The organism is Pseudomonas schmalbachii (assembly GCF_017589465.1).
In the GTDB taxonomy this organism is placed as follows: domain Bacteria; phylum Pseudomonadota; class Gammaproteobacteria; order Pseudomonadales; family Pseudomonadaceae; genus Pseudomonas; species Pseudomonas schmalbachii.
The window spans coordinates 188,317-213,068 of sequence record NZ_JAELYA010000010.1 but is presented as its reverse complement, the minus strand read 5'-3'; the positions used below and the strand labels follow the sequence as shown (position 1 = coordinate 213,068).

Below are 24,752 nucleotides of genomic sequence, written 5' to 3'. Positions count from 1 at the left end.
CTATGAGCAAGAAAAAAGTCGCCATCATCGGTTCCGGCAACATCGGCACCGACCTGATGATCAAGGTGATGCGCCACGCGCAGCATCTGGAAATGGCCGCCATGGTCGGTATCGACCCGGCGTCCGACGGTCTGGCCCGCGCAGCACGACTGGGCGTGGCCACTACCCACGAAGGCGTGGAGGGCCTGACCCGCCTGCCGATCTTTGACGAGATCGACTTCGTCTTCGACGCCACCAGTGCCTCGGCGCATGTGAAGAACGACGCGTTCCTGCGGGGCCACAAGCCCGCTCTTCGCATGATCGACCTGACCCCGGCCGCGATAGGTCCCTATTGCGTGCCGGTGGTCAACCTGGAGCAGCACCTGCAGGCGCTCAACGTCAACATGGTCACCTGCGGCGGCCAGGCAACCATTCCGATGGTGGCGGCGGTATCGCGGGTGGCGAAGGTGCACTACGCGGAGATCATCGCTTCCATCGCTTCGAAATCCGCCGGCCCGGGTACCCGCGCCAATATCGACGAATTCACCGAGACCACCTCGAAGGCCATCGAAGTGATCGGCGGCGCCAGCAAGGGCAAGGCGATCATCGTCATGAACCCGGCTGAGCCGCCGCTGATCATGCGCGACACCGTCTATGTGCTGTCCGAATCGGTGGACCAGGCCAAGGTCGAGGCGAGCATCGAGGAAATGGCCGCCGCCGTGCAGGCCTACGTGCCGGGCTATCGGCTAAAGCAGAAGGTGCAGTTCGACGAGGTCCGCGACCTGAATATCCCCGGCCACGGTCGCTTCAGCGGCCTGAAGACCTCGATCTTCCTCGAAGTGGAAGGCGCCGCCCATTACCTGCCGGCCTATGCCGGCAACCTCGACATCATGACCTCCGCCGCGCTGGCCACCGCCGAGCGCATGGCCCAGTCCATGGGAGCCTCGGCATGAACGGCAAGAAACTCTATATCTCCGACGTCACCCTGCGCGACGGCATGCATGCGATCCGCCACCAGTATTCGCTGGATGACGTGCGAGCCATCGCCACAGCCCTCGACCTGGCGAAAGTCGACTCCATCGAAGTGGCTCACGGCGATGGTTTGCAAGGCTCGTCCTTCAACTACGGCTTCGGTGCGCATACCGATCTGGAGTGGATCGAAGCCGCCGCCGATGTGGTGCGGCACGCGAAGATCGCCACCCTGCTGCTGCCCGGCATCGGCACCATCCATGACCTGAAGAACGCCTATAACGCGGGCGCTCGCGTGGTGCGGGTGGCAACCCACTGCACCGAGGCGGATGTCTCGAAGCAGCACATCGAGTACGCCCGCGAGCTGGGCATGGATACCGTCGGCTTCCTGATGATGAGCCATATGCAGACGCCGGAGGGACTGGCGCAGCAGGCGAAGCTGATGGAGAGCTACGGCGCCACCTGCATCTACGTGGTGGATTCCGGCGGGGCGATGAACATGGACGATATCCGTGCGCGCTTCCGGGCGGTGAAGGCGGTGCTGAATCCCGCGACCGAGACCGGCATCCACGCCCACCACAACCTCAGCCTCGGCGTGGCCAACTCCATCGCCGCCGTGGAGGAAGGCTGCGACCGCATCGACGCCAGCCTCGCCGGCATGGGCGCGGGTGCCGGCAACGCGCCGCTGGAGGTGTTCATCGCCGCCGCCGACAAGCTCGGCTGGAACCATGGCACCGACCTCTACGCGCTGATGGACGCCGCCGACGACCTGGTGCGGCCGCTGCAGGACCGCCCTGTGCGCGTGGATCGCGAAACCTTGGCGCTGGGCTATGCGGGTGTCTATTCGAGCTTCCTGCGCCATTCGGAAGTGGCGGCCGCAAAGTACGGCATCAAGGCGGTGGACATCCTCGTCGAGCTGGGCAAGCGGCGGATGGTCGGCGGCCAGGAAGACATGATCGTCGACGTCGCCCTCGACCTGCTGGCCTCGAAAGCCTCTTCGTAGGTTGGCGCTGAACGCAGTGAAGCCCAACACCTGCCGAGCCATGGCGCCGTTGGGCTTCGCAAGCTCAGCACCAACCTACTTCCGCCATACCCTCCGTGCCGAATCCCCTTGCCCTCACCCCTGCCCTCTCCCGGAGGGAGAGGGGGCTATTCGGAGCGTGCCGACACACCGCGCCACCCGGCGACGCCAGACAGTCCCCTCTCCCTCCGGGAGAGGGTTAGGGTGAGGGAACCGGCAACGCGAGAGCATCTTCGTAGGAGTCCATGACCGCGATCTCCGCCCCTTTCGCGGACATGGTCCGCTCCTACAATTCCGCACGCAAACCCACCCGTAGGAGCGGGCCATGCCCGCGATTCGCGGCCATCGGCCGCTCGCGCATGCCCCCCACTTGACCCCTGTCATTAATCTGCGCACAGCGGATAACCCCTGCAGTGGCGGGATAGTCCCGCCGGGCGCCGCCTTCCTACAGTGGAGCTGCCTTGGTCGTCAGTCCCCGGACGGCCCCAGCGTGCGGACTCAACGCCATGACAAAACTCATGAATATCGAAGCATCCCCATCCTCCCGGATCGCCACGCAGCCGGGTGTCGCCCGGCGGGCGCTCAACGGGCTGACGGTGGTGCTGCCCTGGACGATCATCGGCGGCCTGCTCTGGGCCGGCCTGTTCATCAAGCCACAACCGGTCGGCAGCAGTGTGACGCCGCCGGCCCTGGAGCGTCGCGACCAGTTCTACGGCCTGGCGCAGGCTGCGGACGGCGCGGTCCTGGCCGCCGGCTCCTACGGCAAGATCCTCTCGATCGGCGCGGACGGAAAGATCCGTCGCCTGCCCACGCCCACCGACAGGACCCTGCAGGACATCGCCACATGGGACTCCAGCCACGCCGTGGCGGTCGGCAACGACGGCGTGATCCTCCGCAGCGAGGACGGCGGCCAGCACTGGAGCGCGGTCACCGACGTGCCGCGCTCGGACGTCGCCAACAAGCTCAACCGCGTGCGCCTCGGCAAGGACGGACTGGCGATTGCCACCGGCGAAATGGGCGCCCTGCTGGCCAGCCATGACTACGGCAAGCACTGGCAGCGCCTGCGCGAGGAAGAGGACGTCGCCTGGAACGACGCCGCCCTGCTCGACGACGGCCGCCTGCTGGTGGTCGGCGAGTTCGGCCGCATCCTGCTCAGCGACGACCTCGGCCAGCAGTGGGAGGAAATCCCCGCGCCGGTCCCGGTTTCGCTGATGTCGGTGAGCTTCCGCGACGCCGCCAACGGCGTCGCGGTCGGTGTGGAAGGCACCGTGCTGGTCACCAGCGATGGCGGCCGGCAATGGAGCCCCGTCCAGCTGGAGACCGGCGACCACCTGTTCAACGTGCTGTGGAACGCCGGCAAGAAGCAGTGGCTGGCGGTCGGCGCGCTGGGCCGCTGGGTGACCGGCACGCCCACGGCCGATGGCATCGACTGGCAGACCGGCACCGTCGACCCGCGCGACATGGGCTGGCACACCGGTGCGCTGGCAAGCGCCACGCAAGTCTGGCTGGCCGGCGACGGCATCGGCCGCTGGGACGGCCAGCACTGGTCGCCGCTGAAACCCTGAGCCTGCCCTGGCCCCCTTCATTCGAGACAACAGCATGATCGAACGCATAGCCGCTTTCTGCATCCGCCAGCGCGCCTGGGTCGTCGGCATCCTGGCGACGCTGACCCTGATCCTCAGCTGGTTCGCCCTGCACATCGAAGTCCGTACGGTATTCGAGGACATGCTGCCCTCGCGCCACGAGTACGTGCAGACCCACGAGAAGTTCAAGGACACCTTCGGTGGCTCGAACATGGTCACCATCATGTTCGAGGTGGACCAGGGCGACATCTTCCAGACCAGCCTGCTGGACAAGGTGCGCCAGGTGACCCTGGGCCTGCGCGAGGTCTCGGCGGTCAACCAGTACCAGATCACTTCGCTGGCCTCGAAGAAGCTCAAGGAAGTGCGCGCTTCCACCGACGGCATCGAGAGCCGCCCGCTGATGTGGCCGGACGTGCCGGCCAATGCGCAGGCCATGGACGAGCTGAAGCAGGCCGTGCTGCGCAACCCGCTGGTCTACGGACCGTACGTATCCAAGGACCTGCAGTCGACCCTGATCACCGTCGACTTCATCGATAGCCAGGTCGACTACGGCAAGGTGTTCGAGCAGGTTCGCGGGCTGATCGCCAGGGTCGACGACGGCAGCGCGAAGATCCGCGTGGTCGGCGATCCGATCCTGTACGGCTGGGTCAACCATCACCTGCCGGAAACCATGCACCTGGTGCTGGCCGCCATCGCGGTGACGCTGGTGCTGCTGTTCCTTCTGCTGCGCACCTGGCGCGGGGTGTTCCTGCCGCTGCTGGCCGGCGCGGTCAGCGCCATCTGGGCGCTGGGCATCTGCCGGCTGCTGGGGATCAACTTCGAGCCGCTGGTGATCGTGGTGGCGATGCTGATCACCTCGCGGGCGGTGTCGCACTCGGTGCAGATCGTCAACCGCTTCGACGACGAACTGGAGTTGCTGCCGGCCAACAGCGACGTGCCGCGCATTGCCGCACGCATCGCCCTGGCCGACCTGTTCCGCCCCGGCATGCTCGGGGTGATCGCCGACGCCGCGTGCATGGCGGTAGTCGCCCTCAGCCCGATCCCGATGCTGCAGAAGCTCACTGTGCTGTCGGTGGTCTGGGTGTCCACGCTGACCATCAGCGCGGTGATCCTCACCCCGGTCATGCTGTCCTTCATCCGCCGTCCGCACGGCACCGCGCACCCCATCAACTGTCTGCCGGCGCTGCGCAAGGTGCTCGACCTGAGCGTCCGGGTCACCCTCTCCCGCGGCCGCTATGCCGTGCTCGGCTGCAGCCTGCTGGTGGTGCTGGGCGCTGGCTGGTACTCGCTGAACCTGAAGATCGGCGACGCCAATCCGGGCTCGCCGATCCTCTGGCCGGACGCCGAGTACAACCGCGACTCCGCCGCCATCAACAAGCGCTTCGAAGGCGTCGACCGCATGTTCATCGTGCTCGGCGACGACAACCAGCCGAACCTGGTGAAGAGCAACGAGGCGCTGCACGCGATGAACCGCTTCCAGCGCTTCATCGAGGCACAGCCGGAGATCGGCGGCTCGCTGTCGCTGGCCGACGTGCTGCCGCAGGTGAACAGCAGCCTGCGCGAAGGCAACCCGCGCTACCTGGAGCTGAGCGACAGCGACGCGATCAACGGCAGCCTCGCCGCCATGCTCGATTCGGTTTCCGAGCCGGGCGATATGGACCGCTTCACCGACACCAAGTACGCCAACGGCTCGGTGACCCTGATGTTCCGCGACCGCCAGGGCGAGACCATCCGCACCGCCGTCGCCCGCATCAAGGAGTTCATCGCCGCCAACCCGCTGTCCACCGGGCACTGGCAACTGGCCGGCGGGGTCATCGGGGTAATGGCGGCGGTCAACGAGATCATCCTCTCCAGCCAGATCGAGGCCATCGCCCTCGCCCTGCTGGTGCTCGCCGTGCTCTGCACCATGGTCTACCGCTCCGCCGTCGCCGGCATGCTGTTCATGGTCCCGGTGATCATCTCCAACATGCTGACCTTCGCCTTCATGACCTGGAAAGGCATCGGCATGAACATCAACACCGTGCCGGTGGCCGCCCTCGGCATCGGTCTCGGCGTGGATTACGCCTTCTACATCGCCGACCGCATCAAGGAAGAAATCGCCGCCGGCAGCAGCCCCGAACGCGCCGTGTACCAGGCGCTGCACTCCGCCGGGATGGGCGTGATCGTCACCGCCAGCGTACTGATCCTCGCCACCCTGCTGTGGTGGCTGTCGTCGCTGCGCTTCCAGGCCGAAATGGGACTGCTGATGGCCATCTGGCTGAGCGTCTCGGCCTTCTCCGCGCTGTTCGTAATGCCTTCGCTGATCTACGTGTTCCGCCCGCGCTTCATCTTCGGTGAGCGCGCAACGGAGCCGGCCCCGTCTGCACCGCTGCACGCGGCCTGAGGTGAGCGATGGAAAACAACAACAAAACCGCCAACCGGTCCCTCGCTGCCATCACCTTCAGGGGAAACAACGTGAACAAGCCATGCATTGCCGCCGCACGCCCGCGTGCTCCATACCACAGGATCGCCCTGGCGATCGGACTCGCCACCCTCGCCACGCCGCTGCTGGCGGACGACACCTTCAAGTTCGACGGCTACCTGCGTGAAGAGCTGTCCTGGAACACCGAGAACTGGCAAGACACCAAGGACTACGACGACCGCGGCAAGCTCTCCATGGCGCGCACCACCGCGCAGCTCAACTTTGACTGGAAGGCCACCGACAGCGTCTCGGTGGTGGCCAAGCTGCGTGGCGTGAAGGAGATCAAGACCAACTTCCTCGACCACCTGGAGAAGATGGGCGCCAACAACTACCACGAGTCGGACGGCCGCGGCGACATCATGGATCTCTACGACCGCGCCGAGATCCGCGAGCTGTACGTCGACTTCCCGGTGGGCGAGCGCACCTCGTTCCGTATCGGCAAGCAGCAGATCGCCTGGGGCGAGACCGACTTCTTCGCCGCCAACGACCTGGTGCATGGCTTCGACTACACCTGGCGCAGCTTCCTGCAGCCGGCCAACGAGGAACTGCGCAAGACCAACAACATCATCAAGATGAACATCGACGTGCCGGAGGCGCAGGGCGGCCTGGAAGTCTTCCTGCGTCCCGGCCTGGATGCGAAGAAGGACATCGGCACCGAACTGGACATCTACGGCGGACGCTGGTCCAGCCAGCCCTATGCCGGCGTCGACTTCCGCAACATCGATCCCTACAACTTCGAGAACGACGAGGGCGACTACCGCGACGTTACCGGCGGCATCCGCTGGAGCGGCATGTGGGGCGACAACAACTACTCGCTGTCGTACCTGCGCACCTTCTACAACTCGCCGATCCTCAACGCCTCCGACGACCTGCGCCTGATCGGCCGGCCGGACCTGCCGTCCGGCGCGGAAACCCAGGGCACCAGCAAGACCCGCGGCGTGGCCGGCGAGGTCATCTACCCGATCGTCGACATCTTCGGCTTCACCGGCAGCCGCTACTCCGACTGGGCCGACGCGGTGTTCAGCACCGAGATCGCCTACATCAAGGACGCGCCGTACCAGTTCCAGGCGCAGGTGCCGACCCTGATCAGCCAGCTCGTCGCGCCGGGCTTCGACGGCTTCACCCGCAAGGACGTGCTCGCCTCGATGCTGCGCATGGACAAGAACTTCGCCTTCACCCAGTCCCTGCTGGGTACCGAGAAGCCGATGTTCTTCTCCGTGCAGATCTTCGACAAATGGGTGCAGAACTTCGACGACGACGACCAGTTGCTCTACAGCGTCGGCTGGGGCGGCAAGGTCAAGGAACACACCACCCTGGCAACCACCATCTTCGACCTCAGCTACAACAGCGGCCGCATCCACCCGCAACTGGTGCTGGGCGCCGACCTGACCAACAAGGGCGGCTTCGCCGTGCCGTCCGTGACCTTCGAGCTCTCCAGCAAGCTGCGCTGGAAGGTCGAGTACGACGCCTTCTGGGATGACGAATGGCGCGACGGCGACAAGTGCACCCCGGGCAACGCCGCCACCTGCGACAGCACCACCCTGTTCGGTTACTTCCACAACCGCGACCAGCTCTACACCAGCCTGACCTACCTCTTCTGAGCCGCACCGGAGACTTCGCCATGAACGTATCCCGCTTCGCCCTCCGCCATGCCCTGGCCGCCGGCCTCATCGCCGCCGGCAGCATGACCGCCACCGCCGCCGAGCTGCCGGCCGGCACCGTGATTTCCGCCGCCAACATCGACCAGGTGAAGAACGACACCTTCGAAGGCCACAGCATCGCCAGCCTGCTCACCGAGAAGATGGAATGGCGCATCCGCAACAGCGGCTGGAAGCTGCCGCTGGCCAAGTCCCAGGAAGTGAAACTCGACCCGCGCTGGGTCGCGGCTTCGCAGGCCAACGCCGGCAAGACCTCGATCAACAAGGAAGCCTGCCGGGTGGACGGCTGGAGCGCCGGCGAGCCCTTCCCCAATATCGACATGAAGGACCCGCAGGCCGCCGAGAAGCTGGTGTGGAACTGGCACCTCGGGCAACTGGTCGGCGATGTGTCCCAGGTGCCGAAATTCACCCAGCTGCTGATCGACGGCAAGAAGGGCATCCACGCCGATCCGGTGGCGGAGTTCAGCCGCTACACCATGAAGGGCCGCCTGAACGGCAACGCCGTCGAGGGCGATGGCAGCGAGCGCGGTCGTCAGCTCCTGTACTTCAAGGCGCCTTCCGACATGAAGGGCCTCGGCACCTACACCCAGATGTACGACTCGGAGAAGGTCAACGACGTGTGGGCCTATATCCCGGCGGTGCGCCGCGTCCGTCGCCTGTCCGGCGGAGCGTGGATGGACCCGGTGGGTTCCTCCGACCAGTTGCAGGACGACCTCGACGTGTTCAACGCGCGCCCCTGCTGGTACCCGGAATACAAGCTGGTCGGCAAGCGCTGGGTGCTCGCCGCGGCGAACAGCAAGACCGGCCTGTGGAACCCGGATGGCAAGAGCTTCGCCGAGAAGTACCCGGTGCTGGACGACCAGCCGCCGTACTGGAACCTGAACAACAACAGCTTCGAACCGCGCGAGGTCTATGTGATCGAGGCGATCACCCCGTCCGTGCACCCGTACAGCAAGAAGGTCCTGTACATGGACGTGAAGTACCCGCGCTTCCACTACGCCGAAGCCTATGACCGCAAGGGCGAGTTCTGGAAGTTCATGGAGTTCCACTCCTACTCCAACATCGCCGACGGCGACGTGCGCACCACGGCCGGCGCGGTCATCGACTTCCAGCGCAACCACGCCACGCTGTCGCTGATCGACACCGCCTCGTGGAAGACCAACTTCGATGCCAAGGCCAGCAACTTCTCCCTGCAGACCCTGCAGGCGGCCGGCCGCTGATTTCCTGACGACAACCTCCCCGGCGGCAACCCCTGCGGTTGCCGCCAGCCAGCACGGTCCCTTTTTGGCGGCCGCAAGCGAAGGACAAGAACAATGGCAATGATGAAAGCCGCGCGCCTGCACGAAATCGGCGGGAAATTCACCCTCGACGAAGTACCGCGCCCCGAACCCGGCCCGCACGATGTGCTGGTCAAGGTCGCGGCCAGCGGGGTGATCCCCAACCTGAAGAACGTCACCACGCATTTCCCCGAGTGGTATCCGTTCCTGCCGCTGCCGGCGCTGCCGGCGATCTTCGGCCTGGACTCCGCCGGCACCGTCGAGGCAGTCGGTTCGGCGGTCACCTCGTTCAAGCCCGGCGACCGCGTCTACGTGAACCCCGGTGTCGGCTGCGGCGAGTGCCGCTTCTGCAAGCAGGGCGAGAACACCCGCTGCGACGCCTACACCTTCATGGGCTACTTCGGCTTCGGACCGGGCTCGCAGGCGATCTTCGAGAAGTATCCCTACGCCGGCTACGGCGAGTACATGACCGCGCCGGCCACCAACCTGGTGCGTCTGCCGCAGCGTCTGGGTTTCGCCCAGGCGACCCGCTTCGGTTATCTCGGCACGGCCTATTCGGCGATCCGCAAGGCTGCGCTGCGGCCGGGGCAGAGCATCCTGATCCTCGGCGCCTCGGGCACCCTTGGCGTCGGTGCGGCGCTGCTGGCATTGGCCTTCGGCGCCGCGAAAGTGGTGGTCGTCGCGCGTGACCAGAATGCGCTGGATCGCCTCAAGGAACTGGCGCCGCAGCGAATCGAAACGGTGCAGATCGGCTCCCGCTCCATCGCCGAGCAGGTGCTGGAGAAGGTGCCCGGCGGCGTCGATGCGATGCTAGATACGCTGGGTGCAAAAGCGCCGGCGCAGCTCTCGGTGGATGCGATGCAGGCGGTCACCCGTGGCGGACGCATCGTGCAGATCGGCGGCGTCGCCGGGCCGATCCCGATCGACCCGCACCCGTTCATGTGCGCGCAGCTGCAGTACATCGGCTCGCTGTGGTTCACCACTACCGAGGGCGACGAGATGGCCAGCATGATCGAGTCGGGCCTCCTCGACCTGTCCCTGCTGGAAGAGCGCGCCTATCCGCTCGACCGGTTGAACGAGGCGCTGGAGGACATCCAGACCCAGGCCAGCGGCTTCAGCAACTTCCACATCCTCCACCAGTGACCGCCGCACGGCGCCACGCCTGGCCGTGGCGCCGTGCCGTCCAGCCCTGCAGGTGACCTGACATGACTGCACAACGAATCATCACCGGCCACGACGATCGCGGACTCTCGCAGATCGTCAGCGCCGGCCCGATTCCCGGCAACGAGGAATTCACCCACTCGCCGGGCTTCTCCGCCGCACTGGTCTGGCAGACCAGCGCCGAGCCGGTGCTTGCCGATGTCGAATCGCAGCGGCCGCTGCGTTCGGTACTGCCCGGCGTCGGCGGCACCAGCGCCATGCTGGTGACCTTCCCGCCGCAGGACCAGCCCCTGCCGGCGGACTTCGATCCGGCGGCCGCCGCTGCGGAAATCTGCGCCCGCCTTCCGGGCCTCGGCGAACTCTTCGAAGCGGACAACCCCGGCTTCCACCGCACCGACACCATCGACTACGGCGTGGTGCTGGAAGGCGAGCTTTGCCTGGAACTGGACGAAGGCCGCAGCACTCATTTGCGCCGTGGCGATGTGGTGGTGCAGATGGGTACGCGTCACGCCTGGCGTAACACCGGTAACACTCCGGCGCGGATGCTGTTCGTCATGGTCGGCGCGTCACGTGGCTAGCGCCGGGAGGCGGAAATGATCGCCATCCGCCGCCGGGCTGGAACCGGCATTCCAGAGCGGTGCGCGACAGCCCGCCCGGCGCGCTTCGCCGTCCGGCATTTTTCCGCGGATGGCGGAGGGCGCCGGGCATGCTTCTTGCCTTCTCTCAAACTGTCAGAAAAATCCCAACATCTAACAAGAAATTGCTGCAGTTCCGATGCCTTGCGCAGGTCGACACGCCGCTCCCCCGCTCCATGCTGAAGCACCCCGCCTCCTCGCAGTGCGCCCGCTCCAGCCGAAAGCACACCGGGTAACGGCACCTCACTGACCTTGCTCGCGAAAAACAACGAAGGGGCCCGGCGCTCGTCGCCGAGGACCGCATAAACCGTGAGATTGCCTGCCCGGTTGTATGCCCGGGTAGTGGAGGGTGCTACATGGACCGCTTGAACTTTTCCCCCGCAGTGCCCCCCGACGTGGTGCTGTCCCGGTACGAGCTGTGCCGTACGCATGACCTCGAAGAAGCGCGCCAATGGGGCGAACGGATCTTCTGCGAGAACCGTCTGCGCAGCGTGGACGCCAAGGGTTCGGTAAATACCCGCATCTACTACAAGCGCCTGGGCAGTGTCGGCGTCGGCCGCATGAGCTATGGCGGCGACGTCACCATCGAACCCGGCGACCTCGATTCCTTCGCCCTGATCCAGATGCCCATCTGCGGCCAGGAGCTGATCGAGTGGCGCAACCAGCGCGTCGATTCCAGACCCGGCATGGGCTCCATCCTCAACATCCACGGGCCGTCGCGGATTCAGCACCGCTCCGGCACCGAGAAGCTGATCATCCGCGTCGACAGCAGCCTGCTCGAACGCCATTGCCAGCAATACCTGGGGCGCACCCTGCGCAAGGCCGTGGAGTTCCAGCCGGCGATGCCGCTGGATACGCCGCAGGGGCGCAACTGGATGCGCACCGTCGGCTGGGTCTACGACAGCATTTCCGCCGATGACGGCGAGCTGCCGCCGATGCTCGCAGGGCAGTTCGAGAACGCGCTGGTGACCATGCTGCTGGCCTGTCAGCCACATAACTACACCGCCGAGATGCTGGCCGACTCCGGCCCCACCATCGCGCCGTCGTTCGTGAAGAAGGTGGAGCGCTACATCGAGGAGCACGCCCACGAGCCGATCACCATCGTCGACATGGCCGAGTACGCCGGCGTCAGCAGCCGCTCGCTGTTCAGCGGTTTCCGCCGCTACCGCAATACTTCGCCGATGCTCTACCTGAAGGAAGTGCGCCTGCGCCGTGTTCACGAGGAACTTCAGCAGCAGAGCGTTTCCACCACCACCGTCACGGCGGTGGCCTTCCGCTGGGGCTTCAGCCACCTCGGCCACTTCACCACCGATTACAAGCGCCGCTTCGGCGAGAGCCCGTCGGAGACGCTGGCGCGCTGATCTTCAGGACAGGGATGTCCACCCTCTCTGCACCAATCGCGGGCATGGCCCGCTCCTACGAAAAGCGCCACCTCATTCCATATGTAGGCGCAACTGTCTTATTCCCCTCACCCCAACGCCAGGCATCCCCTGTAGGAGCGGGCCATGCCCGCGATGCTTCGACTGCGCGCCGACTGCGGCTTTGACGGCCCCCTCAAACATCGCTCGCGCATTTTCTGCACTGCCGGGATAAGCCCCTCGGTCTCGGGAGCGTCAGCCCGGACGCAGCTTCCTAGGATGACCCTCAAGCGCACCACACAGAGCGGTGCCTGAACCGTCAGCCAATCGGGAGAGCCCTCATGTCCGCAGACCAACCGATCATCCGTCGCCGCCAGGTGAAGACCGGCATCAGCGATGCCCGCGCCAACAACGCCAAGACCCAGAGCCAGTACCAGCCCTACAAGGACGCCGCCTGGGGCTTCATCAACCACTGGTATCCGGCGCTGTTCACCCACGAGCTGGCCGAGGATCAGGTCGAAGGTATCCAGATCTGCGGCGTGCCGATCGTCCTGCGTCGCGTCAACGGCAAGGTCTACGCACTCAAGGATCAGTGCCTGCACCGTGGTGTGCGCCTGTCCGAGAAGCCGATGTGCTTCACCAAGAGCACCATTTCCTGCTGGTACCACGGCTTCACCTTCGACTTGGAAAAGGGCGACCTGGTGACCATCGTCGCCAACCCGGACGACAAGCTGATCGGCACCACCGGCCTCACCACCTACCCGGTGCATGAGATCAACGGCATGATCTTCGTCTTCGTCCGCGAGGACGACTTCCCGGACGAAGACGTGCCGCCGCTGACCCATGACCTGCCGTTCCGCTTCCCGGAAAACAGCGAGCGCTTCCCGCATCCGCTGTGGCCGGCCTCGCCGAGCGTCGCCGATGACAACGCCGTGGTTCACGGCATGCACCGCACCGGCTACGGCAACTGGCGGATCGCCTGCGAGAACGGCTTCGACAACGCCCACATCCTGGTGCACAAGGACAACGCCATCGTCCATGCCAAGGACTGGGTACTGCCGCTGGGCATCCTGCCGACCGCCGACGACTGCATCAGCGTGATCGAGGACGAGAACGGTCCGAAGGGCCTGATGCAGTGGCTGTTCACCGACAAGTGGGCGCCGATCCTGGAGAACAAGGAACTCGGCCTGAAGGTGGATGGCCTCAACGGCCGCCACTACCGCACCTCAGTGGTGCTGCCGGGCGTGCTGATGGTGGAAAACTGGCCGGAAGAGCACGTAGTGCAATACGAATGGTACGTGCCGATCACCGACGACACCCACGAGTACTGGGAAATCCTCGTGCGCGTGTGCAACACCGACGACGAGCGCGCGAAGTTCAAGTACCGCTACGACTACATGTACAAGCCGCTGTGCCTGCACGGCTTCAACGACTGCGACCTGTACGCCCGCGAAGCCATGCAGAACTTCTACTCCGACGGCACCGGCTGGGACAACGAGCAACTGGTGGCCACCGACGTGTCGCCGATCACCTGGCGCAAGATGGCCTCGCGCTGGAACCGCGGCATCGCCAAGCCGGGTCGCGGAGTGGCGGGCGCCCTGAAGGACACCAGCCTGATCTTCAAGGACACCGCCGACGGGCATCGCCCGGGCTACAAGGTTCGCAAGATCGAAGAGTGATGCCCACCGAGCCAGCGCTCCCCGCGAGCGCTGGCCTTCCCATTTTCTGGAGCCTGTATGTCGCCTATCCCTCCCGGCGAAAGCCGGTTCGTATCGGTCGATGGCGTGCGCCTGCACTACCACGAGGTCGCCGGGCCGGATGACAGTCCCCCGGTGATCTTCACCCACGGCGGCGGTCCCGGCAGCACCGCCTGGAGCAACTTCCGCCTGAGCGCCCCGGCCTTCGCCGCACGCCAGCGCTGCTACTTCCTCGACTTCCCGCAATTCGGCCAGTCAGACATGGTCCCGGTGGATGGCCCGGTGTTCAGCTGGCATGCGCGCAAGCTGCTCGGTTTCATGGATGCGCTGGACATTCCGCGTGCGCATCTGGTCAACCAGTCCTTCGGCGGCTGCGTGGCGATCCGCTTCGCCGCCGATCATCCGGAGCGTGTCGAACGCCTGCTACTGATCGGCTCGCAGCCGGTGGAGCGCGGCATCTCGCAACCGCTGCCGCTGTTCAGCAAGCACGCCGCCAGCCTGATGTCCGACTACTTCCTCACCGACGGCGGGCCGAGCCTGGAGAAGATGGCCGCGCTGATCCGCCGCTACGAGCTGCACGACGATAATCGCCTCGACGAGGAAAACCTGCGCCTGCGCTTCCAGGCCAGCGACAACCCGGACTTCATCAGGCTGATGCAGACGCCCGGCGCCTTCGGCGAGTGGGAAAACCTGCTGCCGGTGTTTTCCCGCGTGCAGGCGCCGACCCTGATCCTCTGGGGCCTGCACGACTGGTTCGGCGGCGTCGACGTGCCGATGCTGATGCTCAACCAGTTCGCCGACGCCCACCTGCATGTGATGGGCAACGCCGCGCACCATCTGCAGAGCGAATGCCCGGACGAATTCAACGCGCTCGCACTGAGCTTCATCGGGGGTTACGCATGACCGACCTGCACTATCTGGAGATGCACGAGCTGTCGCTGCTGATCCGCACCCGCAAGCTGTCGCCGGTCGAGGTCACCGAGGCGCAACTGGCGCGCATCGACCGCATCGACCGCGACCTGCACAGCTACGCCCGCGTCACCCCGGAACTGGCCCTGGAACAGGCCCGCCAGGCCGAACGCGAGCTGATGCGCGGCGAATGCCGCAGTCCGCTGCATGGCATTCCCATCGCCTACAAGGACCTGCTGTGGACCGCCGGCGTGCCGACCACCGCCGGTATGCCAATTCACCGCGACTTCATCCCGCCGGAGGACGCCACCGTGGTCGCGCGCCTGCGCGAGGCCGGCGCGGTGATGCTTGGCAAGCTGCAGATGACCGAAGGCGCCTTCGCCATCCACCATCCCGACTACACCCCGCCGAACAACCCGTGGAACGCCGGGCACTGGGCTGGCGCGTCCTCCAGCGGTTGCGGCGTGGCTACCGCTGCCGGCCTCTGCTATGCATCGCTGGGCAGCGATACCGGCGGCTCGATCCGCTTCCCCTGCGCTGCCAACGGACTCACCGGGCTCAAGCCCACCTGGGGCCGGGTCAGCCGCTACGGCGCCTTCGAACTCGCCGCCAGCCTCGACCATATCGGCCCGATCACCCGCAGCGCGCGCGACGCACTGTTCATGCTGTCGACCATCGCCGGCCATGACCCGAAGGACCCGACTTCGCTGCCCAGCGTGTGCCTGGAGATTCCCGGCATCGAGGATTCCTTCCGTGGCCTGCGCGTCGGCATCGACGAAGCCTGGCTGAGCGATGGCGTCGACCCGGTGATCCAGCAGGCGCTGCGGCAGGTGATGACGATCATCCGCGACGGCGGCGGCATGCTGCAGCGCGTGCGCATGCCGGATACCCGTGCGGTAAGCGCCAACTGGGAAGCCCACTGCGGCGTGCAGACCGCCGTAGCGCATGCCAATACCTATCCGGCCCGCGCGGCGGAATACGGCCCGGCACTGAGCCGGCTGATCGATGGTGGACGCCAGCTTTCCGGCATGGACTACCAGCGTGTGCTACTCGATGCGCAGCGCTTCAACGGCGAGCTGGAAGCGCTGCTGAAAGACGTCGACCTGCTGCTCGCCCCGGTACAACCCTATGCCGCGCCGACCCACGAACAACTGGCCAACCTCGCCCTCGACCCGGAGGCCAACCGCCGGCTGATCCAGTTCACCTCACCCTTCAACGTCAGCGGCCACCCCTGCCTGAGCCTGCCCTGCGGCTTCACCGACGGCGGCCTGCCGATCGGCTGCCAGTTCATCGCCGGCAAGGGCGCCGAAGGCATCCTCTGCCGCGCCGGCATGGCGCTGCAGAAAGTGACCGACTGGCACAAGGCCCGCCCGCAGGGGCTGTGAAGATATCGCGGGCATGGCCCGCTCCTACGGTGGAACCCGTTCCCACGGGGGCGGGCGCTCCTACGACGTTCGTTCCCACGCGCGAAAAAACGGCCATGGACCGGATGTCCCCTGTAGGAGCGGGCCATGCCCGCGAAAAAATCGCATCACAACCAGATCGCATTCCAGAACGGATAATCGCCAACCCTCCGCACCACCGCGCGCAACGGATTCGCCACGACATACCGCGCAATCGCCCGCAAATCATCCTCTCGCCGCAAGGCATGGTCATGGAATGCAGGAGTCCACAAGGCTCCTTGTCGTCCCAGACAGAAATTCACCCGGCGGGAACTGGCTGACTTCAACCTGCCGACGCTCGCAGCAAGCTGCTCTCCGATCCCCAGCCGAAGCACCCAATGCACGTGATCCGGCATCAACACCCAGGCCAACATGCGGTTGCTGCCCAGCACCGTTGAATCTTCAAAGCAACGGGCAGCGATGCATGCAACCGGGAAATCATCGAACACACGCGCCCGGCCTATTGTGCCTGCCGTGATCAGGTAGATGCCGCCGGCCAGAGATGCACGGCCTTTCCTCAATGCGGAATGTCCAGGCTTGCGGGGAGGTTGACTCATGGATGGTCTCCGGAAACAGGAAAACCGACTGTCATGAGTGCTGCGCGGGCTGGGCTAGAGGAATTGGCGGATTGTGGCGTAGGACGGGCTGATATCGCGGGCATGGCCCGCTCCTACAACGATCCTTCCCTCGCGTGAAAAAACGGACATGGACCGGATGCGCCCTCTGTAGGAGCGGGCCATGCCCGCGAAGCCAATTGACCCAACGCAAGATCCTGCACTCTCGGGATAACCCCGTAACCCACGGGAGCGCCGGTCGCGAATGCCGTTCCTAAGATCGGGCCATGACCCCAGCCCAGCCGCTGGTAACCGATCACAGGAACCGCCCGCTCATGAACGATCTCAGCCACCAGGTCACCGTGAACTTCTCCGACGGCGTCAGCCGCAGTTTCAGCGTCGCCGCCGAGTCCAGCATTCTCGATGCCGCCATCGAGGCGGAAGTCCCCCTGCTCTACCAGTGCCGCTCCGGCAGTTGCTCCAGTTGCATCGCCCAGCTCGCCGAGGGCGAGGCGCATACCCGGCCCGGCGCCAGCTCGACCCTGCTGGCCAGCGAATATGCCGCCGGCCAGCGCCTGCTGTGCCTGTGCCAGGCGCAGACGGATTGCACCTTCGAACTGCCCTACAGCAGCGAAGTCGGCTCCAGCACGGCCACTGAAGTGCACGCCTTCGTCGACTCGGCCGAGCGCATCGCCAGCAACGTGGTGCGCCTGACCCTGGAACTGGCCGAAGGCGACGCTCTGGACTTCCGCCCCGGCCAGTTCATGCAGATCCAGGTGCCGGGCTTCGAGGTGCTGCGTAGCTACTCGCCCTCCAGCACCGCCGCCAGCCTACCCAAGCTGGAGTTCCTCATTCGCCTGCTGCCGGGCGGTGCGATGTCCAGCTATCTGGAAGAACAGGTCAAGCCCGACCAGGTGCTGACCCTCAGCGGCCCCTACGGCGCCTTCTTCCTGCGCGAGGAGAAGAAGCGCGCGCCGCACATCTTCGTCGCCGGCGGCACTGGCCTGGCGCCGATCCTGTCGATGATCGACACCCTGCGCCAGGGTGGCGGACGCAAGCCGCCGATGCTCCTCAGCTTCGGCTGCGCCACCCCGGAAGTGCTGTTCTGCCTCGACGACATCGAGCTGCGCCAGCAGTGGCTGCCGACCCTGGAAGCGCGCATCTGCGTCGACCGCGAGCCGCGCGACGGACTGCACCACGGCAGCCCGGTCAGCGCCCTGCGCGAAGGCGACGTGGTCAGCCCCGACACCGTCGCCTACCTGTGCGGCCCGCAGCCGATGATCGACGCCGCCACCGCGCGCCTGATCGAGCTGGGCGTCGATCCCGCGAACATCTTTGCCGAACAGTTCGTTGCCTCCAAATAAGGACTCCAGCATGCAACCCACCACTCCCGCCCCGTTCTCCGAAGACCAGATGAAGTGGTACGAACAGGCCTGCGCGAAGATCGATCCGAAGCGCCTGCAGGACCTGCTGTTCGCCCTCACCGATATCCACAGCCCGACCGGCTCTGCCCGCGCCGCCAGCGAATTCATGGCCGGTCACCTGAACCGCATCGGCATGTCGGCGCGCTACATGCCGATGAGTTTCACCAGCGGCAACGTCCTCGGTGAAGTGCGCGGCAGTGGCGGCGGCGCCAGCGTGATGCTGTACGCGCCGATCGACACCCATCTGGAATGCGACGAGGCGGAGAAGATCCTCACCGGCGATGCCGGCCAGGCCGACATGCTGCCGATGGCGCAGATGGTCGACGACTGGGTGTTCGGCCTCGGCGCGTCGAATCCCAAGGGGATGATCGCCACCCTCACCGAAGTCGCCACCGCGCTGATCGAGGCCGAGGTGCCGCTGGTGGGCGACCTGCTGCTGGGTCTGGCCGACGGCGGCATGCCGGTGGATATCTCCGCGCGCCAGCACTCGGGCATGTCCAACGGCGTGCTGCATCTGCTCAACCGCGGCGCCGCGCCGGACTTCGCGATCATCATGAAGCCGTGGAACTGGGTCTACCACGAGGAGCCGGGCATGGCCTGGTTCAAGCTGCGCGTCTACGGCAGCCTTGGCTACGCCGGCGTCCCGCGCGGCACGCCGGGCTTCCGCAGCTCGGTGGTGCCGGCGGCGACGGTGATCCAGGAACTGGAGCAGTGGATCATCGACTACGCCGAGCGCAACAAGTCCGGCGTGATCCATCCCCACGGCTGGATCGCCGGCGTGCGCGGCGGCGACCCGGAGCGCCCGGCCTTCCCCTCGGCGGTGACGGAAATCTTCTTCGACGTGCGGGTCAATCCGCGCACCAGCCCGGCCGAGGTCAAGGCGCAGTTCGCCGCCTTCGTCCGCGAGCTGCAGGCGCAGCGCCCCGAGCTGGAACTGGAGTGGGAGATGTACGGCTCGGTGCCCGGCGGCACCACCGATCCGCAGAACTGGATCATCCAGTCGGCCAAGCGCGGCTGGGAGCACATCGAACAGCGTCCGCACGGCATGCCCGACCTGCTCGGCGGCCAGACCGACGGCGCCGCCCTGCGCCGCTACGGCATCCCCACCGCGCGCATCGGCTGGCCGTGGCCGGCAACGGGTGCGCCGCTGCCGGTGGCCGAAGGGCTGGGCGGGATGGGCGCGACCTACATCCCCGACCTGATCCCCTGCGCGAAGAAGATCATGTACGCGCTGATCGACACCCTGACCCGTCCACGCCACGAACTGGGCCTCTAGGCCGGGGAGAACGGACATGCGCAAACGCGTGAAGATGATTTTCCCGGTGCCGATGAGCGAGGCGACCCGTCCGCTGGTGGAGTCGCAACTGCCACCCGAACTGCTGCGCCCGGACATCGAGGTGTGCTTCGTCGGCGCCGGCCAGGTGTCGACCCTCGCCGACAGCTACTACGACATGGCGATCATGGAGATGGCGGTGATCGAGGCCGGTCTCACAGCCGAGGCGGAAGGCTTCGATGCCGTGTGCATCAACACCGTCAGCGACTCCGGCCTCGCCGCGCTGCGCTCGCGGCTGAGCATTCCGGTGCTGGCGCCGGGGCAGAGTTCGTTCCTCATGGCCTGCGCGCTGGGGCAGAAATTCAGCGTGCTGACCATGTGGCCGCGCTGGTATCCGCTGTATCGCAAGACGCTGAAGGAGTACGGCCTGGAATCGCGGCTGGCGTCGATCCGCTCGATCGATGTACGCCCGGACACCGCGGCCCTTCTGCAGGGCAAGGAAGAAGTGGTGTTCGGCAAGTTGCTGGAAGCCGCGCGACTGGCCATCGAGGAGGACGGCGCCGATGTGATCGTGCTCGGCTCGACCACCATGCACCAGTCCCACGCCTACCTCGCCGGGCAGTTGCCGGTACCGGTGCTCAACCCCGGAGTGATCGCCTACAAGCTGTGCGAAGTGCTTCTCGACCTCGGACTTTCCCACAGCAAGCTCGCCTATCCCGGTCCGGAACAGTTCAAGGACGAGGCGTTCATCCGCTGAACGGAGCCATTGCATGAAATTCTTCCAATCCATCCCGATCACTTCCGACCTGACCATTGCCGAGGCCCAGGCCGCTTTCCGCGACGGCGTCCTGACCAGCACCGAACTGGTCTGCGCCTGCCTGGACCGTGCCGAGGAAGGCCGCGAGCTGAATGCCTTCGTCACCCTCAACGGCGACGGCGCGCTGGCCGAGGCGAAGGCCGCCGATGCCGCGCGGCGCGCCGGACGGCCGCTGAAGCCGCTGGCCGGCATCCCCATCGTGGTCAAGGACAACATCCACGCCGCCGGTCTGCCCTGTACCGCCGGCACGCCGGCGCTGGCCGGCTTCGTCCCGCGGCAGGACGCGCCGACCCTGCAGAAGCTGCGCGATGCCGGGGCGATCCTGCTGGGCAAGACCAACATGCACGAGCTGGCCTTCGGCGCCACCGGCTACAACGGCGCCTTCAACACCGGCAGCCGCCCCGGCGTGCGCAATGCCTACGACAGCGAGCGCATCGCCGGCGGCTCCTCGTCCGGCAGCGCGGTGGCGCTCGGTGCGCGCATGGCGCTGGCAGCGCTGGGCACCGACACCGGCGGTTCGATGCGCATTCCCTGCGCGCTGAACGGCTGCTCCTCGCTGCGCCCGAGCGCCGGCCGCTACTCCAGCAAGGGCGTGGTGCCCATTGCGCCCAGCCGCGACACGGTCGGGCCGATGGCACTGTGCATGGCCGACGTCACCCTGCTCGACGCCCTCATCACCGACGAACACGGGCTGCCGCCGGTAACTCTCGAAGGGCTGCGCCTGGGCATCGCCCAGGACTTCTGGAGTAATCTCGACGCCGACACCCGCGAGGTAGCCGAAGCCGCGCTGGCGAAACTCTCCCGCCACGGCGTGACGCTGGTCGAAGTGCCCGACGCACGCCTGCACGAGCTGAACCAGCCGGTCGGCTTCCCGGTGGTGATCCACGAGGCCCATGACGCGATGGTCGCCTACCTGCGCGACGAAGGGCCGGGCATCTCCATCGGGGAACTGGCCCGCGATATCCACAGCCCGGACGTGCGCGCGATCTACGAGCAATGGGTGCTGCCACGCAAGGTGCCCGGCACCGATGGTCTGGTCGACGTCGCACCGATCTACGAGGCGGCGCAGAACAGCGGCCGCCCGGCGCTGAAGGAGCACTACCAGGACCTGTTCGAACAGCACCGCCTGGACGCCCTGGTGTTCCCCACCACGCCGATCGTCGCACCGCCGGCCAACGACGAGGTCAACCTGCCGGAGTGCTTCGAGCGCCTGATCCAGAACACCGAGCCAGCCGCCAGCGCCGGCCTGCCAGGCATCCAGTTGCCCATCGGCATCGGCAGCCGCAGCGGCCTGCCGGTCGGGCTGGAGCTGGACGCGCCGTTCGGTTCCGACCGCCGCCTGCTGGCCATCGGCATCGCCCTCGAAGCGCTGCTCGGCCGCATCCCGCCGGCCTGATGCCGGCGCCCGTTTCCCTGTCCCGGAGAAAAGAACAATGAGTCTGGAAAACAAGGTGATCGTCGTTACCGGCGGCGGCAGCGGCATGGGCCGCGACGCCTGCCTGGCGCTGGCTCGGGCAGGCGCCCGCGTGGTGCTGGGCAATCGCAACGCGCAGGCCGGCGCCGATGTGGTCGAGGAGATCGTCGCGGCCGGCGGCAAGGCGCTGTTCCGGGTGACGGACGTTTCCCGCCCGGCCGATTGCGAGGCGCTGGTGGCGCTGGCGATGGAGCGCTACGGGCGGGTCGATGGCGCCTTCAACAACGCCGGCCTGCAGCGCGAATTCAACGACGTGCACGAGACGCCGGACGCGGACTTCTCCGACGTCATCGACATCAACCTCAAGGGCGTGCTGTACATGATGAAGTACGAGGCTGCCGCGATGCTGCGCAGCGGCGGCGGCTCCATCGTCAACAACGCCTCGATCTTCGGCCTCAAGGCGATGCCGAAGACCGCCTACTACGTCGCCGCCAAGCACGGCATCGTCGGCGCCACCCGCGCCGCGGCGCTGGACTACGCGACGCGCGGCATCCGCATCAACGCCATCTGCCCCGGACCGATCAAGACGCCGAGCTTCGACCGCGTCACCGGCGGCGACGAGCACATGTACGACGACGGCGTGCCCATGCACCGCATCGGCCGCCCCCACGAAGTCAGCGCGGCGCTGCTCTGGCTGCTTTCCGCACAGTCTTCCTACGTCACCGGGACCACCCTCTCGGTGGACGGCGGGATGTCGGCGGAATAAGGAGAACCTCGGTAATGATCAACGCATTGAGCTATGTGGTGGCGAATACGCCACGGCTGCCGGAGTGGCTGGAGATGGCCGGCAGCCATATTGGCCTGCAGGTGGAGGTGGTCGAGCCCGGCGTCTGCGCGCGGCTGCGCATGGACGGCAAGGTGCAGCGCCTGCTGCTGCAGGCCTGCGAAGGCGAGGCGTCGATGGCGATGGGCTTCGAGGTGGGTTCTGCCGAGGAGCTGGAGGAAGTGCGGCGGGCGCTGCAGCAGGCCGGCTACCCGACCATCGGCGGCACGGCGGAGGAGATCACCCTGCGCGGCGTCGCCGGCATGTTCCATTTCCGCGATCCGGACGGCATGCGCATCGAGGTGGCCCATGGGCTGGCCGACGCCGCTACGCCCTTCGCGCCCGGCCGCCCGCTCGGCGGCTTCCGCACCGGCGAGCTGGGCATCGGCCATGTCGCGCTGATCACCGCGCATTTCGACGAGATGTGCCGGCTGTACAAGGACGTGCTCGGCTTCCGCGTCAGCGACCGTGCCAGCGCGCCGTTCCGCGTCGAGTTCCTGCACGTCAACCCGCGCCACCACACCCTCGGCATCGCCCACACCGGCGGGCCGGCGAAGGTCTACCACCTGATGCTGGAATACAACGACTTCGACGACCTCGGCCGCGCCTACGACATGGCCCTGGAGAACCCGGAGTGCATCGGCGTCACCCTCGGCCGGCACATCAACGACCACGTCACCTCCTTCTACCTGAAGAACCCGGACGGCTGGATGTTCGAGCTGGGCTGGGCCGGCCGCACCATCGGCCCCGACTGGCAGGTCGAGGAACTGCAGGGCATGAGCCTGTGGGGCCATGACCGCACCTGGCTGCCGGACGACAAGCGCGAGGAAGCCCGGCAGATCCTCAAGCGACTCGCCGACCAGGGCATGCGCGCCCCCGTCGTGACCACCACCCAGACCGCAAAGGCCAACCAATGACCGCCACCATCGCTCCGGCCCTGCCGGAAATCGCCAACCGCCTGCAGGTCGGCGACTGCCAGATCAACTACCACGACCAGGGGTCGGGCGAGCCGATCCTGCTGATCCACGGTTCCGGCCCGGGCGTCACCGCCTGGGCCAACTGGCGCGGGGTGATTCCCGAACTGTCGCGCCGCGCCCGGGTGATCGCCCCGGACATGCTCGGATTCGGCTACACCCAGTGCCCGGCCGGGCGCAAGCTCGATCCCGACGCCTGGGTCGGCCAACTGATCGGCCTGCTCGATGCGCTGGATATCCCGTCGGTGTCAGTGGTCGGCAACTCCTTCGGCGGCGCCATCGCCCTCGCGCTGGCGCATCGGCATCCGCAGCGCGTGCGACGGCTGGTGCTGATGGGCGCGGTGGGGGTGTCCTTCCCGATCAGCGAAGGGCTGGAGAAGGTCTGGGGCTACCAGCCGTCGCTGGCAGCCATGCGCGAGCTGATGGGCGTGTTCGCCTACGACCAGTCGCTGATCAACGACGACCTGGTGCGCATGCGCTACGAGGCGAGCATCCGCGACGACGTGCAGACGCGCTTCACCCAGCTGTTCCCCGCGCCGCGCCAGCAGGGCGTGGAAATGCTCGCGCTGCCCGAGGCGGCACTGCGCGCCCTGCCCCACGACACCCTGATCATCCACGGCCGCGACGACCAGGTGATACCGCTGGAAGTGTCGGAACGCTTGCTGCGCCTGATTCCCCACGCGCAGATGCACGTGTTCGGCGAGTGCGGCCACTGGGTACAGATCGAACGCGCCCAGGCCTTCACCCGCCTGCTGGTCGACTTCCTCACGACAACTCCGGAGTAGCACGATGAACGCAGCAGATATCCAGGGCCGCTGGGACATCCTGGCCTGGGAACAACTCTACGACGACGGCCGCGTCGTCCATCCGATGGGCGTGGAGCTGGAAGGCTTCATCGAGTACGGGCCGCAAGGCATGTTCTGCGTGATCGCGAAGAAGGGCCGCGCGCAATTCAACAGCGGCGGGCAGTGGTCTGCCAACGACGCGGAGAAGGCCGCCGCCTATGGCAGCTACCTGACCTACGCGGGCGGCTACGAGGTGCAGGGCGACACCGTGCTGCACCATGTGCGCCACAGCCTGTTCCCCAACTGGGAAGGCGGCACCCAGCGCCGCGTCGCGCAACTGGACGGCAACGTACTGGCCCTCACCGCCCGCCTGGAGGAAGGCACCAGCGAAGCCCGCACCGCCCGGCTGGTCTGGCGCCGCAGCGCTGCGTAAAGATTCGCGGGCATGGCCCGCTCCTACAGAAGCCACGCAGGGCTAAACCGTAGGAGCGGGCCATGCCCGCGAAACAGGGCCGTATGCGTAGGTTGGCGCTGGACG

The 24,752-nt window shown here is 66.5% G+C and carries 21 protein-coding genes; 20 read left to right on the top strand and 1 reads right to left on the bottom strand.

Going from position 1 to position 24,752, the window contains the following annotated elements; all coding sequences use genetic code 11:
- Positions 1–2: 2 nt before the first annotated feature.
- From JFY56_RS22495 to JFY56_RS22440, 12 genes are all read left to right on the top strand, one after another.
- Positions 3–932, top strand: a complete 930-nt coding sequence (locus tag JFY56_RS22495; RefSeq protein WP_208316390.1) for an acetaldehyde dehydrogenase (acetylating) — start codon at positions 3–5, stop codon at positions 930–932.
- Entirely contained in the window at positions 929–1,951 is a 1,023-nt protein-coding gene (gene mhpE / locus JFY56_RS22490) for a 4-hydroxy-2-oxovalerate aldolase (RefSeq protein WP_208316388.1), read from the top strand. The genes JFY56_RS22495 and mhpE overlap by 4 nt, the downstream gene beginning before the upstream one ends.
- A 536-nt stretch (positions 1,952–2,487) precedes the next feature.
- Entirely contained in the window at positions 2,488–3,534 is a 1,047-nt protein-coding gene (locus JFY56_RS22485; protein ID WP_236033011.1) for a WD40/YVTN/BNR-like repeat-containing protein, read from the top strand.
- A 34-nt stretch (positions 3,535–3,568) separates the two neighbouring features.
- Positions 3,569–5,935 carry an efflux RND transporter permease subunit gene (locus JFY56_RS22480; protein ID WP_208316384.1) on the top strand — a complete coding sequence of 789 codons (2,367 nt, stop codon included), beginning with the start codon at positions 3,569–3,571 and terminating at the stop codon, positions 5,933–5,935.
- 71 nt (positions 5,936–6,006) lie between these two features.
- On the top strand, positions 6,007–7,614 hold the full coding sequence (locus JFY56_RS22475; RefSeq protein WP_208316382.1) for a DUF1302 family protein: 1,608 nt from the start codon (positions 6,007–6,009) through the stop codon (positions 7,612–7,614).
- 20 nt (positions 7,615–7,634) lie between these two features.
- Entirely contained in the window at positions 7,635–8,891 is a 1,257-nt protein-coding gene (locus JFY56_RS22470) for a DUF1329 domain-containing protein (RefSeq protein ID WP_208316380.1), read from the top strand.
- Between the two features lie 93 nt (positions 8,892–8,984).
- Complete coding sequence (locus tag JFY56_RS22465) at positions 8,985–10,091, top strand: alcohol dehydrogenase catalytic domain-containing protein (RefSeq protein ID WP_208316378.1); 1,107 nt, start codon at positions 8,985–8,987, stop codon at positions 10,089–10,091.
- Positions 10,092–10,153: 62 nt separating this feature from the next.
- Positions 10,154–10,687, top strand: coding sequence for a cupin domain-containing protein (locus tag JFY56_RS22460; RefSeq protein WP_208316376.1), 534 nt, complete (start codon positions 10,154–10,156; stop codon positions 10,685–10,687).
- Between the two features lie 413 nt (positions 10,688–11,100).
- On the top strand, positions 11,101–12,105 hold the full coding sequence (locus JFY56_RS22455) for an AraC family transcriptional regulator (protein WP_208316375.1): 1,005 nt from the start codon (positions 11,101–11,103) through the stop codon (positions 12,103–12,105).
- Positions 12,106–12,443: 338 nt separating this feature from the next.
- Positions 12,444–13,781 (top strand): Rieske 2Fe-2S domain-containing protein, encoded by a 1,338-nt coding sequence (locus tag JFY56_RS22450; RefSeq protein ID WP_208316374.1) that lies wholly within the window; start codon positions 12,444–12,446, stop codon positions 13,779–13,781.
- Between the two features lie 57 nt (positions 13,782–13,838).
- On the top strand, positions 13,839–14,702 hold the full coding sequence (locus tag JFY56_RS22445) for an alpha/beta fold hydrolase (RefSeq protein WP_208316373.1): 864 nt from the start codon (positions 13,839–13,841) through the stop codon (positions 14,700–14,702).
- Positions 14,699–16,093, top strand: coding sequence for an amidase (locus JFY56_RS22440; RefSeq protein WP_208316372.1), 1,395 nt, complete (start codon positions 14,699–14,701; stop codon positions 16,091–16,093). The genes JFY56_RS22445 and JFY56_RS22440 overlap by 4 nt, the downstream gene beginning before the upstream one ends.
- Before the next feature lie 146 nt (positions 16,094–16,239).
- Here the strand turns inward: JFY56_RS22440 and JFY56_RS22435 are convergent, their stop codons facing one another.
- Positions 16,240–16,707, bottom strand: coding sequence for an REP-associated tyrosine transposase (locus JFY56_RS22435; RefSeq protein WP_208316371.1), 468 nt, complete (start codon positions 16,705–16,707; stop codon positions 16,240–16,242).
- Positions 16,708–17,039: 332 nt separating this feature from the next.
- On the opposite strand from JFY56_RS22435, the gene JFY56_RS22430 reads away from it, so the two are divergent.
- The 8 genes from JFY56_RS22430 to JFY56_RS22395 are packed head-to-tail and all read left to right on the top strand — an operon-like array spanning position 17,040 to position 24,647.
- Positions 17,040–18,068 (top strand): ring-hydroxylating dioxygenase ferredoxin reductase family protein, encoded by a 1,029-nt coding sequence (locus tag JFY56_RS22430; RefSeq protein WP_208316370.1) that lies wholly within the window; start codon positions 17,040–17,042, stop codon positions 18,066–18,068.
- 10 nt (positions 18,069–18,078) lie between these two features.
- Positions 18,079–19,404, top strand: a complete 1,326-nt coding sequence (locus JFY56_RS22425) for a M20 family metallopeptidase (protein ID WP_208316369.1) — start codon at positions 18,079–18,081, stop codon at positions 19,402–19,404.
- Between the two features lie 16 nt (positions 19,405–19,420).
- Positions 19,421–20,158, top strand: coding sequence for an aspartate/glutamate racemase family protein (locus JFY56_RS22420; protein ID WP_208316368.1), 738 nt, complete (start codon positions 19,421–19,423; stop codon positions 20,156–20,158).
- A gap of 13 nt (positions 20,159–20,171) precedes the next feature.
- Positions 20,172–21,614, top strand: a complete 1,443-nt coding sequence (gene iaaH / locus JFY56_RS22415; RefSeq protein WP_208316367.1) for an indoleacetamide hydrolase — start codon at positions 20,172–20,174, stop codon at positions 21,612–21,614.
- A 37-nt stretch (positions 21,615–21,651) separates the two neighbouring features.
- Entirely contained in the window at positions 21,652–22,398 is a 747-nt protein-coding gene (locus JFY56_RS22410) for an SDR family NAD(P)-dependent oxidoreductase (RefSeq protein ID WP_208316366.1), read from the top strand.
- Positions 22,399–22,412: 14 nt separating this feature from the next.
- A complete protein-coding gene (locus JFY56_RS22405) occupies positions 22,413–23,372 on the top strand; it encodes a VOC family protein (protein ID WP_208316365.1) in 960 nt (319 codons plus the stop codon).
- Positions 23,369–24,214 carry an alpha/beta fold hydrolase gene (locus tag JFY56_RS22400; protein ID WP_208316364.1) on the top strand — a complete coding sequence of 282 codons (846 nt, stop codon included), beginning with the start codon at positions 23,369–23,371 and terminating at the stop codon, positions 24,212–24,214. Before JFY56_RS22405 ends, JFY56_RS22400 begins: the two co-directional genes overlap by 4 nt.
- 4 nt (positions 24,215–24,218) lie before the next feature.
- Positions 24,219–24,647 (top strand): lipocalin-like domain-containing protein, encoded by a 429-nt coding sequence (locus JFY56_RS22395; protein ID WP_208316363.1) that lies wholly within the window; start codon positions 24,219–24,221, stop codon positions 24,645–24,647.
- The last annotated feature ends 105 nt before the right edge of the window (positions 24,648–24,752 follow it).

What these genes read in the sequence shown, in the direction of transcription:
- JFY56_RS22425 (WP_208316369.1), top strand. Translation starts at nt 18,079, where the DNA reads ATGCAACCCACCACTCCCGCCCCGTTCTCCGAAGACCAGATGAAGTGG.
- JFY56_RS22470 (WP_208316380.1), top strand. Translation starts at nt 7,635, where the DNA reads ATGAACGTATCCCGCTTCGCCCTCCGCCATGCCCTGGCCGCCGGCCTC.
- JFY56_RS22450 (WP_208316374.1), top strand. Translation starts at nt 12,444, where the DNA reads ATGTCCGCAGACCAACCGATCATCCGTCGCCGCCAGGTGAAGACCGGC.
- JFY56_RS22435 (WP_208316371.1), bottom strand. Translation starts at nt 16,707, where the DNA reads ATGAGTCAACCTCCCCGCAAGCCTGGACATTCCGCATTGAGGAAAGGC.
- JFY56_RS22460 (WP_208316376.1), top strand. Translation starts at nt 10,154, where the DNA reads ATGACTGCACAACGAATCATCACCGGCCACGACGATCGCGGACTCTCG.
- JFY56_RS22430 (WP_208316370.1), top strand. Translation starts at nt 17,040, where the DNA reads ATGAACGATCTCAGCCACCAGGTCACCGTGAACTTCTCCGACGGCGTC.
- iaaH (WP_208316367.1), top strand. Translation starts at nt 20,172, where the DNA reads ATGAAATTCTTCCAATCCATCCCGATCACTTCCGACCTGACCATTGCC.
- JFY56_RS22480 (WP_208316384.1), top strand. Translation starts at nt 3,569, where the DNA reads ATGATCGAACGCATAGCCGCTTTCTGCATCCGCCAGCGCGCCTGGGTC.
- JFY56_RS22485 (WP_236033011.1), top strand. Translation starts at nt 2,488, where the DNA reads ATGAATATCGAAGCATCCCCATCCTCCCGGATCGCCACGCAGCCGGGT.
- mhpE (WP_208316388.1), top strand. Translation starts at nt 929, where the DNA reads ATGAACGGCAAGAAACTCTATATCTCCGACGTCACCCTGCGCGACGGC.
- JFY56_RS22440 (WP_208316372.1), top strand. Translation starts at nt 14,699, where the DNA reads ATGACCGACCTGCACTATCTGGAGATGCACGAGCTGTCGCTGCTGATC.
- JFY56_RS22410 (WP_208316366.1), top strand. Translation starts at nt 21,652, where the DNA reads ATGAGTCTGGAAAACAAGGTGATCGTCGTTACCGGCGGCGGCAGCGGC.
- JFY56_RS22465 (WP_208316378.1), top strand. Translation starts at nt 8,985, where the DNA reads ATGGCAATGATGAAAGCCGCGCGCCTGCACGAAATCGGCGGGAAATTC.
- JFY56_RS22420 (WP_208316368.1), top strand. Translation starts at nt 19,421, where the DNA reads ATGCGCAAACGCGTGAAGATGATTTTCCCGGTGCCGATGAGCGAGGCG.
- JFY56_RS22455 (WP_208316375.1), top strand. Translation starts at nt 11,101, where the DNA reads ATGGACCGCTTGAACTTTTCCCCCGCAGTGCCCCCCGACGTGGTGCTG.
- JFY56_RS22495 (WP_208316390.1), top strand. Translation starts at nt 3, where the DNA reads ATGAGCAAGAAAAAAGTCGCCATCATCGGTTCCGGCAACATCGGCACC.
- JFY56_RS22405 (WP_208316365.1), top strand. Translation starts at nt 22,413, where the DNA reads ATGATCAACGCATTGAGCTATGTGGTGGCGAATACGCCACGGCTGCCG.
- JFY56_RS22445 (WP_208316373.1), top strand. Translation starts at nt 13,839, where the DNA reads ATGTCGCCTATCCCTCCCGGCGAAAGCCGGTTCGTATCGGTCGATGGC.
- JFY56_RS22400 (WP_208316364.1), top strand. Translation starts at nt 23,369, where the DNA reads ATGACCGCCACCATCGCTCCGGCCCTGCCGGAAATCGCCAACCGCCTG.
- JFY56_RS22395 (WP_208316363.1), top strand. Translation starts at nt 24,219, where the DNA reads ATGAACGCAGCAGATATCCAGGGCCGCTGGGACATCCTGGCCTGGGAA.